Origin of the sequence: Ruminococcus flavefaciens ATCC 19208 (genome assembly GCF_000518765.1) — a bacterium.
GTDB classification, from domain to species: Bacteria; Bacillota; Clostridia; order Oscillospirales; family Ruminococcaceae; genus Ruminococcus; species Ruminococcus flavefaciens.
The window spans coordinates 274,682-290,119 of sequence record NZ_KI912490.1; the positions used below are offsets into that span (position 1 = coordinate 274,682).

Consider the following 15,438-nt stretch of genomic DNA (forward strand, 5'->3'; position numbering starts at 1 on the left):
CACATTTTACAGCGATTATGCTCAATTGCCTGTCATGGATTTCCTGTACTCCGAGGCAGTCATGCCTTTTTTCTTTCGGAAGAGCTTCATAAAATGTGAAGCGTCCGGGTAACCGCATTTCTCGGCTATCTCGCTGACGTTTAGAGCTGTGTTTACAAGAAGCCTTTCCGCAAGGGCAAGACGAGCGGAGATAACATCTGCGTTAAAGCTTATATTAAGAAACTGGCGGTAGAGGTGCTGGAAGTAGGAGATGCTTACGCCAATTTTGGAGGAAGCTTTTTCAGCCGTCCATTCAAGCTGCGGCTCCTCGTAGACGTTGTATTGCAGCTCACGCAGCTTTCCAAGAAAGGCGCTGCTGCTGTCTGCGGAGGAACTGCGCATATCCTCAAGCTTTTTCTCGAGTTTTGTTATCATTTTCGTGGGAGAGGTCTCGCTGTCTGTCATGGCGGACAGATGTGAGAGCATTGGGGATATGCTAACGCCCTGCTGCATCTCTATCATTTTCAGATTGGATTTCAGTGAGTTTATGAAGAGCTGCTCCGGAAAGTCGGAACCGTCGCATTCGCCTATCATTATAAACTCCTTACTGCCTGTTCTTGCAGCAAGCTCGCCCCTTGCACATGAAAGGTTGACCGCCTGTGAAAATGAGACTATTAACTGGCGGACGTACTCATTGCCGTATTGCTCACGGAACTGTTCTGTTCTCTCGATACAATAGAGAACTCCATAGTATCGGCGGTCGTGGCTGAGTGAGTCGGTCCGCGAGATAAGTCCCTTTCGGCTGAAAAGGCCCGTGAGGATATCACGTTCAGAGAGCCGCTGTATCTTGTCGTTGAGGTATTTTTCGTAGTCAAGCATACGTATGCGTTCTATGGTATTTGCGGCGACCTGACAGAATTCACCGTAGTACTGCTCAAATACTATACTGTCCGAATACCTTCGTACGCAGTAGCCGAAGTTCCTGTCGAGGTAGTGCAGAGGTGTGAATATATATGCAGCAGGCTGATCTGACAGATCCAGCTGAGGTATCATGGTATCCAGTGCAAACTCCTGTTGAGATATGTCGCACCTGCCGTTGCAGTACTTCATACGGCAGACCATTTTTTCTGTGTAGCCGCTGCCGGAGTCCTCCTCACTGCCGCTGCAAAGACAGAGAAAGAAGTCGCTTTTCGGGTAGAGAAGATAGGCGTTCTGTGCAAGGACTATTGTGCACTCGTCCATGTTCTTGACGTTGTTCATCATGGAGGAATAGTTGCTGTGCATGAATATGCTCATAGTCATATCCCTTGCGAACATCTTTTCGCTGATAACTGCGTCTCCCGAGGTATCAGCCTTGCAGCCGCAGCTTGCTCCTGTTTTTACAGCAGGCTGCACCGTTGTGTTGTCACTGGGGCTCTCGCCGCTTATTAGTTTATGCAGGCGGCATACAGCTTCTACACCGTTTTTTCTGTAGCCGCTGCCGAAGGTGGTAAGTGACGGGTGGTAGCTGCTGACATCAGGATTGCCGTCATAGCCGCCTACAGCGATATCGTCCGGGACGTTTATGCCGTTTTCAGCAAGTGAAAGGCAGAGCTGCAAAGCCATGAAATCGTTTCCGCATACAATAGCCTGCGGACGTTCTATTTCGCCCTTTGCGATGCTTGCCGCAAATCTCTTGGCGTAGTTTACCCAGAAGTCGCCGTAGAATACATGATCCTGTCTGAAAGGTATGCCGTTTTCGGCGAGAGCGTCCTTGTAGCCCTCTATACGCTCGGTAGTATGTATTACATTCTCGGGACCGCTGAGACAGTATATATTTCGGAAGCCGTGGACTTTTATAAAATGCTCGGTGAGTTGTCGGAAATATTCTCTGTTGTTCTGAATACAGCTTTCAAAGCGGTCGCTGACATAATCGAGAGCGATCACAGGTATGCTCTTTTCACAGAGCATATCCTCCAGCTTTTTTGACAGGGAGCGGCTGTAGAATGAGCCCAGATCTATGACTGCGCCGTCGAAGCTGAGCTGCTTGATGAGAGTGTAGATATTTTCGTCACCTTTAAGGTGTTCAGTCTCGTTGTCGAAATTTACGAAATGGGTCAGTACTATAAAGTCATAGCCGAGGGCGGCAGACTGACGCCACATTGCTTCAATAAGGCTGGTCTGGTAGAGCTTTTCCACATTTACGGTTATGAAAGCTATTCTTTTTCTCATGGACATTCACCTCTTTTATCTGATTATAGCATAGACATCGACATAAATCAACAGCAAAAAGCTGAAAAGTGCATAAATCGAGTTGAATATCTCATTGAAATTTACATTTGTATATTCTATAATGTAGTTAATGTGATAAATCATATTTTGACTTAATAACTTGCCGAGCCCACGAACGGGATTCCAAAGGGACTGTGTTCCTTTGGCAGAGTCCAGAGGCAGCGCCTCTGGTCAGGTCAAGGGCGGACAGCCCTTGTGGGGGGTGGGGCAAAGCCCCGCAGTTACGAAGCGCTCCGCAAAGGGTGAATTCAAAAACAATCCGGTGGATTGTTTTTGAAGAGGGAACGCCCTGCAAGGGAGGGCGTTCCCTAAACGGGACGCCGAGGGCGGCGTCCCCTACAAACATAGATTATGATTTAAGAAAGGAAGTTTTTAACATGAATAGTTTCTTCAAAAAAGGCTGTTCCGCTGCTCTTGCAGCAGCTACCCTTGTTTCCTCGGCTATGGGAAGCACTGTTTTCACCGCCTCGGCTGTCAGCTCGAGTATTCAGCAGTTTGCAGGTGAAAGCTCCGACAGCGTGTACAGTATCCCTGCTGAGGCATTGAACTCAGATATCAGTGTAACAGATATCGGTGAGTTCTCTGTACCGCTTCTTACAAGCAATAAAGTAGGAGCTTCAAGCTACAATATCCCTGATCTCAATATCCCTGCAAAGTCGGTTCCCGAGACTGAGGGCATCAAGTTCGTAAAAGATATGCGCCTCGGCTGGAACCTCGGAAATACTATGGACGCTATCGACGATACAGGCTGGGTAGGCAGTGAAATGGGTATCGAGACCTGCTGGAACGGCGGCTACAAGACCTCCAAGAAGATGATAGACACTGTTAAGGCAGCAGGCTTCAGAACTGTACGTATCCCTGTTTCATGGCACAATCACGTTGACAGCAATTACCAGATCACAAAGCAGTGGATGGACAGAGTTCAGGAGATAGTTGACTATGCTATCGACGACGGTATGTACGTTATCCTCAATGTTCACCATGATAATGACGCTAAGTATATGTACCCTGATACTGCTCATTATAACCAGTCAAAGAAGTACATGACCACTGTATGGTCACAGATAGCAGACCGCTTCAAGGAATACGACAACAAGCTCATTTTCGAGACCATGAACGAACCACGTCTTATCGGTCATCAGAACGAATGGTGGATAAATCCTTCAAACGCTGACTGTATCGACGCTATAAAGACTATCAACAAGCTCAATCAGGACTGTCTTGATACTATCCGTAAGTCAGGCGGCAACAACGGCACAAGATATGTTGCAGTTCCCGGCTATGACTGCTCGGTCGACGGTGCTACAAATGAGAATTTCCAGATACCTAACGACAGCGTTCAGAACAGACTTATCGTAGCTGTTCACGCATACTTGCCATACGGTTTCGCTCTTGCTGAGGAAAGCGATTCTCAGAGCGTACGCAATTTCAACATCAATACAGATACAGGCGAGATAAATCAGGCTTTCGACAAGGTTTACCAGAAGTACACATCAAAGGGTATCCCTGTTTACGTTGGTGAGTACGGCGCAAGAGAAAAGGGCAACAACGTTCAGGACAGAGTTGACTGTGCTGCATACTTCACAGCATATGCTTCATCTGTAGGCGTTACCTGCTGCTGGTGGGACGATATAAGCTTCATGCTCCTCGACAGATCAAACTGCACATGGAAGCGTCCCGAGATAGTTGCTGCTATCAACAAGTACGCAAGAGGAGATGCTGAGTCTACTATCGTTACTTCCGTTACAAATCCAAATGAGATAGTAACTACAACTACATCTGTAAATGTTTCCGACAGCGATAAGATATATGGTACAGACAATGGCAGCGGCACAGTAAACTTCGGTACAAGCATTGGTGAAACTGCATTTGTAGACGTTCAGTTCTCAGGCAATACAAACTTTATGAATGGCTGTCTGGGCTTCTCACCTCAGCTCAACGGTAAGAGCTACTGGGTATCATACGTCTGGGAGGCTAAGAAGTCAGGCACTATCACTCTTGATATGAACAATCCAAAGCAGGTAATGGACGTATCCACTGACCCTGCCGAGGCTGTTACAGATGCTGACGTAAAGAAGCAGCTTATCGAGATGATAAAGAAAGAAAAGTCTGCACTTTTACAGGCTTGGTATGCTTCCGACAAGTCAGGCAAGGAGATAACACCTCCTGCTTCAGGTGCTGAGAGTATAAAGGCATTTATCATTTCATCAAACGGCTCACAGCAGACAACAACATCTACTTCTACAACTACAACATCAACAACGACTACAACTTCAACTACTACTTCAACTTCAACCACATCAACAACGACAGTTACAGAGACTGTGACAACAACTACTACTGTTACAGTTGTAAAGGCAGATAAGTATGGCGATGTAAACTGCGACGGCGACATTGATATGTCGGACGTTGTGCTCATAATGCAGTACCTTGCAAATCCGAACAAGTACGGTCTGAACGGTACAGACGACAAGCATATCACTGAAAAGGGACTTGCAAACGGTGATGTTGACAAGTCAAGCGAGGGCATAACAGCAAATGACGCTCTCCGCATACAGGAGTTCCTTCTCAATAAGGTTACTTCTCTTGATATTGCATAATATTATTATTTGAACTATCCTATAAATAAACTCCGCTGTATATCAGATGCAGCGGAGTTTATTGTTCTTCTGAGTTCAATATCCATTGCTTTGTACAAAAAAATACCGCAGCACAGGGCTGCGGCAGTATATAGAGAGTGGATTGGTTAACTTAATTCTGAGCGGCTACAGCCTCGTCAAGGGTTACTGTGACCTTGTCTTCAGCACCGTTTCTTACGTAGGTAAGCTCGATTGTCTCGCCTGCCTTATGCTCGTTTTTCTTGGCGGTAAGTTCATCATATGAGGTTACGTTCTCGTCATTGATCTTGGTAATGATGTCGCCAACCTGTAAACCTGCTTTTTCAGCTGCGCTGTTCTCTGCTACTGCTGCAATGTATACACCGACAGGGAGGTTATACATTCTTGAGATGTTTTCGGTAATATCCTGACAGCTGATACCTAACTGTGGCTTGCCTGTTACATATCCGTATTCCATTATATCCCTGACTATTCTTGCAGCCTCGTTTGAAGGGATAGCAAAGCCGATTCCTTCGATACTTGCCTCAGAATACGATGCTGACATCTTAGAGGAGTTGATGCCTATTACCTGACCGTTCTTGTTGATGAGAGGTCCGCCTGAGTTGCCTGAGTTTATAGCCGCATCGGTCTGGATAAGAGTCATTGACTTTTCGTTTATGGTGATCTGGCGGTTAAGTCCCGATACGATACCGCTTGTAACAGTGTTCATAAGGTCAAAGCCGAGAGGATTTCCTATCGCAATAACGTCCTGACCGAGATTGAGCTCATCGCTGTTGCCGAACTCGGCTGCAACAAGATCTTCTGCGTTTATTTTAAGAACTGCAAGGTCATAATCTGTATCATATCCGATGACCTCTGCATCATAGCGGTCCTCTTCATTTACGATAACAGTTATACTTGCTGCCAGACCTGCGTTATATTCTGTATCATAGATAACGTGGGCATTTGTTACTATATAGCCGTCAGTTGTGATGGCAACACCTGTACCTGTAGCAGTTGCCGAGGAAGTCTGAGGCTGCTGACTCTGACCGAATCCGCCAAAGTTGAAGTAACCGCTGCTCTGTGAAGTCATTGTGAATGTGGACTCGATACCAACAACTGAAGGAAGGACCTTTTCAACCACTTGCTCTGTGGTAAGCTCATCGCTGTTTTTTACTGCGGTAGTGATATTGCTTACGTTTTTTATAGTAACATCAGATCCGGCAGTCGTTTCAACTGTTTCGTCCTCTGTATCTTCAATAATTACCGTTGACAGGGTGTTGTCTGTTCCGAATGCGTAATGGTAGACACCGATAGAACCTGCTGATACAAGAGCCATTGCCATGATCGAAGCTGCTATCTTAGCGGTCATGCGCCTGTTGGCTTTCTTTGCTACATTACTGTCTGTAGAGAAGCCTGTATATTCAGGGTATTTATTATCCATGCCGTTTGCCTCACTGTTTTCGTTTTTGCCGTATACTGTGTAATTGTACTCATTTTTCATAATATTCACTATTCCTTTCAGAATTTTTATATTCGTTTTTTTCGGGAGCCTTTCCCGTTGCTGTGATTATATTATATTTCCTCTGTGTGAAATAAATTTGCAATGAATGTAGAATCTACTGGGAATTTAAGTGTCAATATTTTCACATATATAAAAACTGTGTGAAGAAATAAGGTGGTTTTGGCAGTACGCTCATCACATTTTAAACACTTTGGTTGCTTTTTCTGCTTATGTGATGTATAATTAATGTGTATAAAACAACATAATATTTTGGAGGTAATCTAATATGAAACAATCATTTGAAAAAGGCTTCTTCGCACCGCTTCCTGTGCTTATCATCGGCACATACAATGCAAACGGCACTCCAAATGCAATGAACGCAGCATGGGGTGGTCAGGTAGGCATGAGCCAGATATCTGTCAGCCTTTCAGGCTCACACAAAACTACTGAAAATATCAAGCTTAACAAGGAATTCACAGTTGCTTATGCGACGGCAGAACAGGTCGCTGCCTGTGACTATGTTGGAATCGTATCTGGAAACAATGAGGAGAACAAGCTGGAAAAATGCGGTTTTACCGTTACAAAGTCAGACAAGGTCAATGCCCCTGTCATAGATCAGCTCCCTGTAACTATCGAGTGTAAGGTAATAGATATACAGGAGGAATTCGGCGAGACCAGAGTAGTTGCCGAGGTAGTAGGTCTTAAAGCTGATGATAATGTACTTACCGACGGTAAGGTAGATTACAGTAAAGCAGGACTTGTTATATATGATACAGCCACAAAGTGCTACAGAAAAGTCGGTGAAAGCGTTGCCGCTGTCAGAAGCGCAGGCAAAAAGTTTCAGTGAGCAGCTGATACGATAAACATTTCAGAATTGTAATATACGGTAATATTAAAAGACGGACAACAGCATTGTGATATGATATACTATGATCACAGAAGTAAACATCTTATTTACAAAAGGAGTTTTTACCATGAAAGAAAATACAAAACAGATCACAATGGATTTTATCGAGAACAGGGATATTATCAAAAAAGTTGTCAAATTTGAAAGTTCATACATCTATCCTGTTGCAGCAAATATATTCTGCGCGGCAGGTGTTAAAGCTGACGCAGACAAGCTTGCAGAGTGCAAGAAGCTCATCAAGAAGAATGCAGGCTTTGCGTCTTATCTCAAGGGCGTTGTGATGACACCATTTGCTGCTAAGCTTTGCGTGGCTGCTGATCCTGAAGCTCAGTTTGAAAAAGTAATGGATATGTACGGCATACTCAAAAAACATTTCAGCAGATCGGAGTATCTTGCTCTGCTTGCAACTCTCCTTGCCGAGAGGACCACATCAGAAGAAGCTGACAGGATAGCTGCAAGAGGTCGTGTTCTTTACAATATGATGAAGAAAGAACACCCCATACTCACATCAAGTGAGGACAACATAATGGCAGGTTTTATGGCATTTTCGGATAAGAGCGATGATCAGCTCATAGATGATGCTGAGAAGTGCTATGACCTTCTGAAAAAGAAGTTTTCTGACAAGAACGTTGTCCAGACAGTATCACATATACTTGCAATGACAGACGGTGCTCCCGAGGAAAAGGTCGGCAGAATGATCGGAATGTTCGATATGTTTGCCGCAGCAGGAAGGAAATACGGCAAGCACTATGAGCTTCCCATGCTTGCAGCAATATCTGTTATCGAAGCAGATGAAAAGGAGCTTGTTGATACTGTTATCGGGATAGATGAAGTGCTCAGCGGTCAGAAGGGCTACGGCGCATTGAGCCTTGACAAGAAAACAAGACTTATGCACGCCGCTATGCTTACTGCTGATCTCTATGAAGATACCGATAATGCTCAGGCAGCTGTATCTGCTTCTGCACTTGCTGTTATCGCAGCACAGGAGGCTGCAATTTATGCTGCTGTTGTTGCCTCATCGGTAGCTGCTTCAAATAACTGAAACTAAGGGAAAGGACGGCATATGCCGTCCTTTCATTTTAGGAATTGTAAATGGACTTTCGTTGTGCTATAATTAGTATACACTAATTTTGATAATACTTGAAAGTGGTGATTTTATGATGGATTGTTTAGCAGTTGCGGCAGGCGGCGCAATAGGAGCAGTATGCAGATTTCTTATAGGAAAGCTTCCCATAGGCAGTAATGACGGATTCCCTATAAAAACTTTTATCGTCAATATAATAGGCTGCTTTTTGATAGGACTTATAGCTGCACTGGCACTGAAGCAATTTGCGGATTCTCCGAGACTTGTAATGTTCCTGAAAGTCGGTATCTGCGGCGGTTTTACGACTTTTTCATCGTTTGCTCTTGAAACAGGCGGGCTCATGGAAAATGGTGCGTATATCACAGCTGCCGCTTATGTAATACTCAGCGTTGCTTTTGGAATAGGTGCTTTATTTGCAGCACAGTATCTTTCCGGAAAAGTCTTTTGAATACGGTTTTCTCATAACCATTACCTGTTTTTTTACGAGAATACTTGTATAAAAGTTTTTGATATGGTATAATAAAAATATATCGGCATATATAAAATAGCCAATTACAGGAGGTATTAATTATGAGCCTAAAACGTAATATCGCAGGTATTTCTGCTCTTGGAATTATTGGTGCTCTTTCATTAACCGCAGTTTCATCGTTAAATAACAACGATAATACCGCAAATGCTGCTGCAAAATTCGGCGATATAAACTCTGACGGCTATATTGATGCTGTCGATGCTTCTATTATACTTAAATATTATTCCTATGCGTCAACTTGTGAAGGTACTCCCACTGCTTTGGAAGAGTTCATGAAAAAGAATACTGATACGACCGAACCTTCAACTACGGATAAAAAAATAAGTCTCAAAACAGGGGGAGAAACTTTTACTATTCTTTCATGGAGCGATACTGATATACCAAATCTTATTTCAAGCTGGAGAGGCATTTATGAAGGAGATATAATTAAATATTTCAATTCTCCGACGGATTATGACATAACAGCACCTTCAGGTGCAAAAATAAACTTCATCAACGTAAATTCAGCAGGCAGCTATGCTTCGGAATACTATGACGAGATATTCAATCAGGGCGATGATGTGGATGTATACTTTGTCGAACCATACTGGGCTTTGAATTATATGGATAATGATAAACTCTCTGCACCTCTTTCAGATATAGGCATAACGGAAGATGATATGAGCGAATGGTATCCTTATACAAAGAAACTTGCAAAAAACAGCAACGGTGTATTAAAATCTGTTCCTTATAATATTGCTCCGGGAGCTTTTGTATACCGTTCAGACCTTGCCGAGGAGTATCTCGGAGTCAAGACTTCCGAAGAAATGCAGGCAGCTATAGGAGACTGGGATAAGTTTTCGGGTTCGGCAAAAACTATCGCTGAAAAATCGGAAGGAAAAGTGGCTCTTGCCGATTCTCTCGGAGGTATGTGGGAAGCTTTTTCCTGTGGAAGATTTGATTTCACTGCAAGCGGAAATATATCAGATCTGAGTAATGATGTCAAGTACTTTGCTGATATGGCTAAGGGGCTTTGGAACGTCGGCGGTGTTGCAAGGAACGCTCAGTGGACTGATGAATGGCAACAAGCAGGTCAGAAAAGTCTTTGTATGGGCTATTTTGTACCTTCATGGGCATTTTTTTACAATGACAGCTTTGTGTGTGAAGCAACGTCAAAACAGCCCGGAAACTGGAGTATATGCGTAGGTCCGCAGGCATACTGCTGGGGAGGTAACGATATAATTGTCAACCCGTCTACAGATAACGGCGATGATGTAAGGAGCTTTATCCTTTCTTCTGCTTTCAATTCTGAAAATATGAAGCGGCTTGCTTATTTTGATAATATGCCAAACAATATGTCTGCCAATGCGCAGCTTGCAAAAGATAACCTGTGGCATGATACGAAAATGATAGATATACTAAATGCAGAGAATTATTATGCTATTTTCGATCAAAGTGCAAGAAAAATTGATATGAAAAGTTATTCATCTTATGATGAAACCATTAAATCCGATATTATAGAGGCAATTAAGGACTCATATATTGATATCGGACAAAGCTGGGATGATACCATGAAAGCAATACAGGATGAGATAAATAAAATTAAACCTTAACTGAAATATTAACAGATAGTTCGATATTAAGTGATTATTATGAAAATACTGAATTTACATGGCTTCATGGGTGAAGCTGATAACAAGAATTACAAGGCATTATGTGAAATTATCTCACCTGATGATATAATATCTCCACAGCTTAAATATATGGAAACTTCCCCGACTGAGCTTCTCGAACAGCTTTCGGATATGTTGGATTCCGATGACTTTATATTTGTGGGACAGAGTCTTGGCGGCTGGTATGCAGACAAGCTGAGCAGAAAGTTCAGGCGTCCGTGTATACTTACAAATCCATGCTATTATCCCCATGAACTGGAGCTTATAGCAGCTTCAGGCATACCTGTGGAGTTTTTGGAGCAGTATAGAGATATGTCTGTCAGCACTCAAAATGAACGGGCATATACCTTGTGCAGTGACGGTGATACCGTTCTTCCCGACAACTATAAAAACTGCCAAAAACTTTCGGAGCAGGTTATAGGAGTTCACGGCAGCCACAGCACTATCGAGGATATTGGTGAGCATATTTCAGAGCTGCTTACTCAGATAAATAATGATCGTCTGCTGCTGTTTTTAGGCAGAGGTTCTGCGTTTGCCGATGAACATAATTCAGCATTCTTTGTTGAGGACAATGAGCTTGTTCTTATAGACTGTCCTGCAACTTCCTATCAGAAGGTCAAGAAAATGAACTTGGAGCAGTACGACAACATCTATATCCTTGTCACTCACACTCACGGTGACCACAGCGGCGGCGTAGGAACAATGCTGCAATATGTATGGTTTGCAAGCCATATGAAGAAAAAAGTGACTATCGTTGCTCCGTCAGCTGAGGTCAGAGACGACCTGCTTCTGCTGCTTATGAGAATTGAGGGCTGCGAAGCTGAGTGGTTCAATATTGTTACAGCTGATGAACTGAACAGGAAGTGGTTCGCTGAAGCCGTGCCGACCACTCACGTTAAGCCGCTTGAGGGAAAGTGTTATGGCTATCATCTGAATATTCACGGAAATAACGTAGTTTACACAGGTGATACCGCAACGCTTGAGCCCTTTAAGCCTCTGTTGAAAAGAGGTTCATTCCTTTATACCGAAGCGGCGTACTATAAAAGCGAAGTTCATCTATATCTGAAAGAAATGCTGCCCGAGTTCATAAAGCTTTCGGACAGCGGTGTTCACGTTTATCTCATGCATCTTGATGTTGAATGCGAGATAAAGAATTTGATCGAAGGAACATATCTGAGACTTGCAGAATTATATTAATACTGTTATCGTTGATATGCTTATTGCTATAATTGAAAAGTGCCTCCGAAAGGAGGCACTGCTTTAAGTTTTATTTGCATTCTGTACATATATATTCGGGAACTGTACGGTCGTTGATAACGGATTCATACAGCCTCCAGCCGCCTGCAAGATTATAGCAGTCATAGCCGTTTCCGCTGAGTATTCGGCAGGCTATATAGCTTCTTAAACCACTGTGGCAATGAACGTATACAGGCTTGTCCTTAGGCAGCTTATCAAGATTGTCGCGCAGGGTGTCAAGTGGAATATTAATAAAGCCGTCTATCATTCCGCGGGCAATTTCTGTCTTTGTACGCACATCAAGAAGAGTAATACTTTCGTCTCGCGGAAGCTTTTCAATATCCTGCCAGAAGAACTGCTTTATCGTACCGTTTATGACGTTCTCGGCAACAAATCCAGCCATATTCACGGGATCCTTTGCACTTCCGAAAGGCGGAGCATAGCAGAGTTCAAGCTCTTTCAGGTCGGTAACTTCTGCACCGAAACGGATAGCTGCCGCAAGCACGTCCATACGCTTGTCCACGCCGTCAAAGCCCACTATCTGAGCACCGAGAAGCTTCTTTGTATTCTTGTCCCACAGCACCTTTACTGACATATTTGTCGCATTGGGATAATATGATGCGTGAGAAGCAGAATATGTGTAGGTCTTGTCATAGTCGATACCCTCAGCTGAGGCACGTTTTTCGTTAAGTCCAGTTGTGGCAACTGTCATATCGAACAGCTTCAGAACAGCCGAGCCCTGGGTGCCCTTGTACTCCGAAGGAATACCTGATATATTATCGGCAGCAATTCGTCCCTGTTTGTTTGCAGGACCTGCAAGCGGTATGAACGCAGCTGAGCCCGTTACGAAGTCCTTTACCTCAACAGCGTCACCCACAGCGTAAATATCAGGATAGTTTGTCTGCATATGGCTGTTCACTATTATGCTGCTCCTTGAGTTTAGAGAAATACCGCATTCCTTAGCAAGTGAAGTCTCGGGACGGACTCCCACGGACATTATGACCAAATCGGCTTCGATACTGTCCTTTTGCAGAATGACTTTATTATCGGTCATCTCCGTGACACCGTTGTTCAGGAACAGCCTTATTCCTTTGCTTCTGATATAGCGGTGAACATCGGCTGCTATGTCGGCATCAAGAGGTGCAATAAGGTGGTCGGAAAGCTCAACTATTGATACTTCAAGACCTGCGTTTGCAAGATTTTCTGCCATTTCAGCTCCGATATATCCGCCGCCCACAACTACAGCTTTTTTCGGCTTATTGTTGTCAACAAAGCCTTTTATCTTCATAGTGTCGGGGATATTTCGCAGCGTGAATACATGAGGCAGTTCAATGCCGCTGATATTCGGGCGAATTGGTTCAGCTCCCGGTGAGAGTATGAGCTTGTCGAAGGTCTCATCGTACTCTTCACCTGTATCGGCATTGCGCACGGTTACTGTATGAGCTTCAGGAAATATCTTAACAGCTTCGCTTTTTATACGCACATCAATATTGAAACGTTTGCGGAAGCTCTCGGGAGTCTGCAAAGTAAGCATATTCCTGTCGGTTATCTCTCCGCCGATAAAATACGGCAGGCCGCAGTTGGCAAAGGAGATATAGTCTCCTCGTTCGAGAATGATTATCTCATCTTTTTCATTTAAACGTCTCAGTCTTGCGGCTGCGGAAGCTCCTCCTGCAACACCGCCTACGATAATAGTTTTCATTTTTCTACCTCCGAAAGGAAAAATTATGTTTGAAGAGATCTACAGTGAATTATTCCCGTTCTGGGAAAAAATATCAGCTGATGACCGCAAGTATATCTGTGATAGCTCTGCGGTACATAAATACGAAAAAGGTACTAACCTCCACAACGGCAGCGAATGCTCGGGAGTTATATTCGTTCGCAGCGGAAGTCTCCGTGTGTATATAATGTCAGAGGACGGCAAGGATGTGACTCTGTACCGCCTGCACAAGGGTGATATGTGTATGCTGTCGGCTTCCTGTGTTTTGCAGTCCATAACATTTGAAGTTGTTATAGACGCTGAGGAGGACAGCGAATGCTGCATAATCAGCGGTCACGCTTTCAAGCAGGTCTCGGAGCGCAATCCCGAGATAAGGATATTTTCCCTTGAAACAGCCGTTTCGCGCTTCTCCGATGTTATGTGGGTAATGCAGCAGATTATGTTCATGAGTCTTGACAAGCGCCTTGCAATATTCCTCCATGATGAAGCTCTGCGCATCGGATCAGACAATATCCGGCTCACACAGGAGCAGATAGCGAAGTACATCGGCTCTGCCCGTGAAGTGGTTTCACGAATGCTGAAATACTTCGCTAACGAGGGCATAGTTGAGGTATCTCGCAAGGGTATCAAAATACTTGACAAGAAGCGTCTGCGCGGCTTAACCCTTTAACATATCGAGAATAGCTGACTTCGGACGAGCTCCGACCGCACGTGCCGTAACCGTTCCGCTTTTCATAACTGCAAGCATGGGGATGCTTGAAACTCCGAATGCTTCGGCAAGCTCGGGCTGATCGTCAACGTTGACCTTGCCTACTGTAAATTCACTGTGCTCTTCAGCTATCTCGTCAACAAGAGGCGATACCATTCTGCACGGTCCGCACCAGTCTGCGTAAAAGTCCAGAAGAACAGGCTTTTCACTTGCTCTTACCTCTGCGAAATTTTCCTTTGTAACATTTAAAACTGTCATATCAATACTTCCTTTCTAATTTTATTGTATCTTTATTATATCATAAAAGCGAAGCGTTATGATATAATTGCCCGATATGCAGGGAGCAAATCTTTAATTTGCGTATCTGCAAGGGCTTTTAAATCAATTATAATGAATGCTTTTTCATTCATTATATACGATTATTTAGCGTCAGTCTGTGACTTTGTCACGTGTTTTGCTTTGCATATGAGCTGAGTCATAGTGCCCATAGGACAGTATACGCACCATGAACGAGGCTTGAAAAGAATCATAGTCAAAAAGCCGAGTATGGTCGAAGTGAGCATGATGCTGTAAAATCCGAATGCAAACTGTGCCACACCGTCCGAGAATATTGTTCCGTGATAAGCCCACTGCCACGGCACTTTGAATGTCCACAGCAGCTTTATTTTCTGTCCGAGAGGACGCTGACCTGCGAATACAAGATATGTGTTCCAGAGCATTATGAAAAACATGGTAAAGAAGAATATGAGAAATCCATATCGGAAGTATTTGGATTTCATCCATTTCGGCATATCTTTTTTACGTGAAAGTCCGAAATGTCCGCCGAGCATGGAGAAAAGCTGTCCGCGTCCGCAGAATTTATTGCAGTATGCTTTGTTTCCCCAACCGATAGAAATGACGAGCGGTGCGATAAAGCATATCATACCCAGCAATGCAAATAGTATATTCACAAATCCGAGTATAAGGTAAGTCAGTGAGAAAATCCACAGGTAATCGTACCATTTTTTCTTAGCTTTCATGGTTTGCCTCCTCAAGTGTGATAATGCTTGCAGGGCACTCTTTGGCACATTTTCCGCAGCCTATGCAAAGTGTTTCGTCAATGACAGCATTTACGCCATGAGGAACGCTTATAGCTCCCATCGGACAGACCTTCACACAGCAGCCGCAGGCTGCGCACATACTTGTATCAACTATTGCTTTTCGTTTCATATCATCGCCTCCTGTGTTATAGTATACAACAGGAGGTATTT

The 15,438-nt window shown here is 43.9% G+C and carries 13 protein-coding genes; 7 read left to right on the plus strand and 6 right to left on the minus strand.

Annotated elements, in window-relative coordinates; genetic code table 11:
• Positions 1 to 21: 21 nt before the first annotated feature.
• The gene (locus L870_RS0111380; protein WP_028518249.1) at positions 22 to 2,190 is read right to left on the minus strand and encodes a substrate-binding domain-containing protein; all 2,169 of its coding nucleotides are present in this window, start codon (positions 2,188 to 2,190) and stop codon (positions 22 to 24) included.
• A gap of 437 nt (positions 2,191 to 2,627) precedes the next feature.
• Between L870_RS0111380 and L870_RS18610 the strand changes: the two genes are divergently transcribed.
• Entirely contained in the window at positions 2,628 to 4,850 is a 2,223-nt protein-coding gene (locus L870_RS18610) for a cellulase family glycosylhydrolase (RefSeq protein ID WP_051411528.1), read from the plus strand.
• Positions 4,851 to 5,001: 151 nt separating this feature from the next.
• Here the strand turns inward: L870_RS18610 and L870_RS0111390 are convergent, their stop codons facing one another.
• On the minus strand, positions 5,002 to 6,351 hold the full coding sequence (locus L870_RS0111390; protein WP_028518250.1) for a S1C family serine protease: 1,350 nt from the start codon (positions 6,349 to 6,351) through the stop codon (positions 5,002 to 5,004).
• Between the two features lie 286 nt (positions 6,352 to 6,637).
• Here L870_RS0111390 and L870_RS0111395 point away from each other — a divergent pair, with 286 nt between their 5' ends.
• The 5 genes from L870_RS0111395 to L870_RS0111415 all read left to right on the plus strand — a co-directional run bounded on the left by L870_RS0111395 (position 6,638) and on the right by L870_RS0111415 (position 11,720).
• Positions 6,638 to 7,198, plus strand: coding sequence for a flavin reductase family protein (locus tag L870_RS0111395; protein ID WP_028518251.1), 561 nt, complete (start codon positions 6,638 to 6,640; stop codon positions 7,196 to 7,198).
• Between the two features lie 127 nt (positions 7,199 to 7,325).
• Positions 7,326 to 8,300, plus strand: coding sequence for a DUF4003 family protein (locus tag L870_RS0111400; protein WP_028518252.1), 975 nt, complete (start codon positions 7,326 to 7,328; stop codon positions 8,298 to 8,300).
• Between the two features lie 115 nt (positions 8,301 to 8,415).
• Positions 8,416 to 8,790: a fluoride efflux transporter CrcB gene (crcB, locus tag L870_RS0111405; RefSeq protein WP_028518253.1), complete on the plus strand. Its 375-nt coding sequence runs from the start codon at positions 8,416 to 8,418 to the stop codon at positions 8,788 to 8,790.
• A 122-nt stretch (positions 8,791 to 8,912) separates the two neighbouring features.
• The gene (locus L870_RS17445; RefSeq protein WP_028518254.1) at positions 8,913 to 10,463 is read left to right on the plus strand and encodes a hypothetical protein; all 1,551 of its coding nucleotides are present in this window, start codon (positions 8,913 to 8,915) and stop codon (positions 10,461 to 10,463) included.
• Positions 10,464 to 10,502: 39 nt separating this feature from the next.
• Positions 10,503 to 11,720, plus strand: coding sequence for a YqiA/YcfP family alpha/beta fold hydrolase (locus L870_RS0111415; RefSeq protein ID WP_028518255.1), 1,218 nt, complete (start codon positions 10,503 to 10,505; stop codon positions 11,718 to 11,720).
• A gap of 70 nt (positions 11,721 to 11,790) precedes the next feature.
• Here L870_RS0111415 and L870_RS0111425 read toward each other — a convergent pair whose 3' ends face one another.
• Positions 11,791 to 13,461, minus strand: a complete 1,671-nt coding sequence (locus L870_RS0111425) for an FAD-dependent oxidoreductase (protein ID WP_028518256.1) — start codon at positions 13,459 to 13,461, stop codon at positions 11,791 to 11,793.
• A 25-nt stretch (positions 13,462 to 13,486) separates the two neighbouring features.
• Between L870_RS0111425 and L870_RS0111430 the strand changes: the two genes are divergently transcribed.
• Positions 13,487 to 14,149 carry a Crp/Fnr family transcriptional regulator gene (locus L870_RS0111430; RefSeq protein ID WP_028518257.1) on the plus strand — a complete coding sequence of 221 codons (663 nt, stop codon included), beginning with the start codon at positions 13,487 to 13,489 and terminating at the stop codon, positions 14,147 to 14,149.
• Here L870_RS0111430 and trxA read toward each other — a convergent pair.
• The 3 genes from trxA to L870_RS0111445 form a co-directional block, all read right to left on the minus strand.
• Positions 14,138 to 14,446, minus strand: coding sequence for a thioredoxin (gene trxA, locus L870_RS0111435; RefSeq protein ID WP_028518258.1), 309 nt, complete (start codon positions 14,444 to 14,446; stop codon positions 14,138 to 14,140). The two genes, L870_RS0111430 and trxA, sit on opposite strands and share 12 nt — an antisense overlap.
• A gap of 161 nt (positions 14,447 to 14,607) precedes the next feature.
• Positions 14,608 to 15,207 carry a 4Fe-4S binding protein gene (locus L870_RS0111440; protein WP_028518259.1) on the minus strand — a complete coding sequence of 200 codons (600 nt, stop codon included), beginning with the start codon at positions 15,205 to 15,207 and terminating at the stop codon, positions 14,608 to 14,610.
• Entirely contained in the window at positions 15,197 to 15,397 is a 201-nt protein-coding gene (locus tag L870_RS0111445; RefSeq protein WP_028518260.1) for a 4Fe-4S binding protein, read from the minus strand. The genes L870_RS0111440 and L870_RS0111445 overlap by 11 nt, the downstream gene beginning before the upstream one ends.
• Positions 15,398 to 15,438 lie beyond the last annotated feature (41 nt).

Coding starts and splice junctions, on each gene's coding strand:
- L870_RS0111400 (WP_028518252.1), top strand. CDS start 7,326: ATGAAAGAAAATACAAAACAGATCACAATGGATTTTATCGAGAACAGG.
- trxA (WP_028518258.1), bottom strand. CDS start 14,446: ATGACAGTTTTAAATGTTACAAAGGAAAATTTCGCAGAGGTAAGAGCA.
- L870_RS0111380 (WP_028518249.1), bottom strand. CDS start 2,190: ATGAGAAAAAGAATAGCTTTCATAACCGTAAATGTGGAAAAGCTCTAC.
- L870_RS0111445 (WP_028518260.1), bottom strand. CDS start 15,397: ATGAAACGAAAAGCAATAGTTGATACAAGTATGTGCGCAGCCTGCGGC.
- L870_RS18610 (WP_051411528.1), top strand. CDS start 2,628: ATGAATAGTTTCTTCAAAAAAGGCTGTTCCGCTGCTCTTGCAGCAGCT.
- crcB (WP_028518253.1), top strand. CDS start 8,416: ATGATGGATTGTTTAGCAGTTGCGGCAGGCGGCGCAATAGGAGCAGTA.
- L870_RS0111415 (WP_028518255.1), top strand. CDS start 10,503: ATGAAAATACTGAATTTACATGGCTTCATGGGTGAAGCTGATAACAAG.
- L870_RS0111395 (WP_028518251.1), top strand. CDS start 6,638: ATGAAACAATCATTTGAAAAAGGCTTCTTCGCACCGCTTCCTGTGCTT.
- L870_RS0111430 (WP_028518257.1), top strand. CDS start 13,487: ATGTTTGAAGAGATCTACAGTGAATTATTCCCGTTCTGGGAAAAAATA.
- L870_RS0111390 (WP_028518250.1), bottom strand. CDS start 6,351: ATGAAAAATGAGTACAATTACACAGTATACGGCAAAAACGAAAACAGT.
- L870_RS0111440 (WP_028518259.1), bottom strand. CDS start 15,207: ATGAAAGCTAAGAAAAAATGGTACGATTACCTGTGGATTTTCTCACTG.
- L870_RS0111425 (WP_028518256.1), bottom strand. CDS start 13,461: ATGAAAACTATTATCGTAGGCGGTGTTGCAGGAGGAGCTTCCGCAGCC.
- L870_RS17445 (WP_028518254.1), top strand. CDS start 8,913: ATGAGCCTAAAACGTAATATCGCAGGTATTTCTGCTCTTGGAATTATT.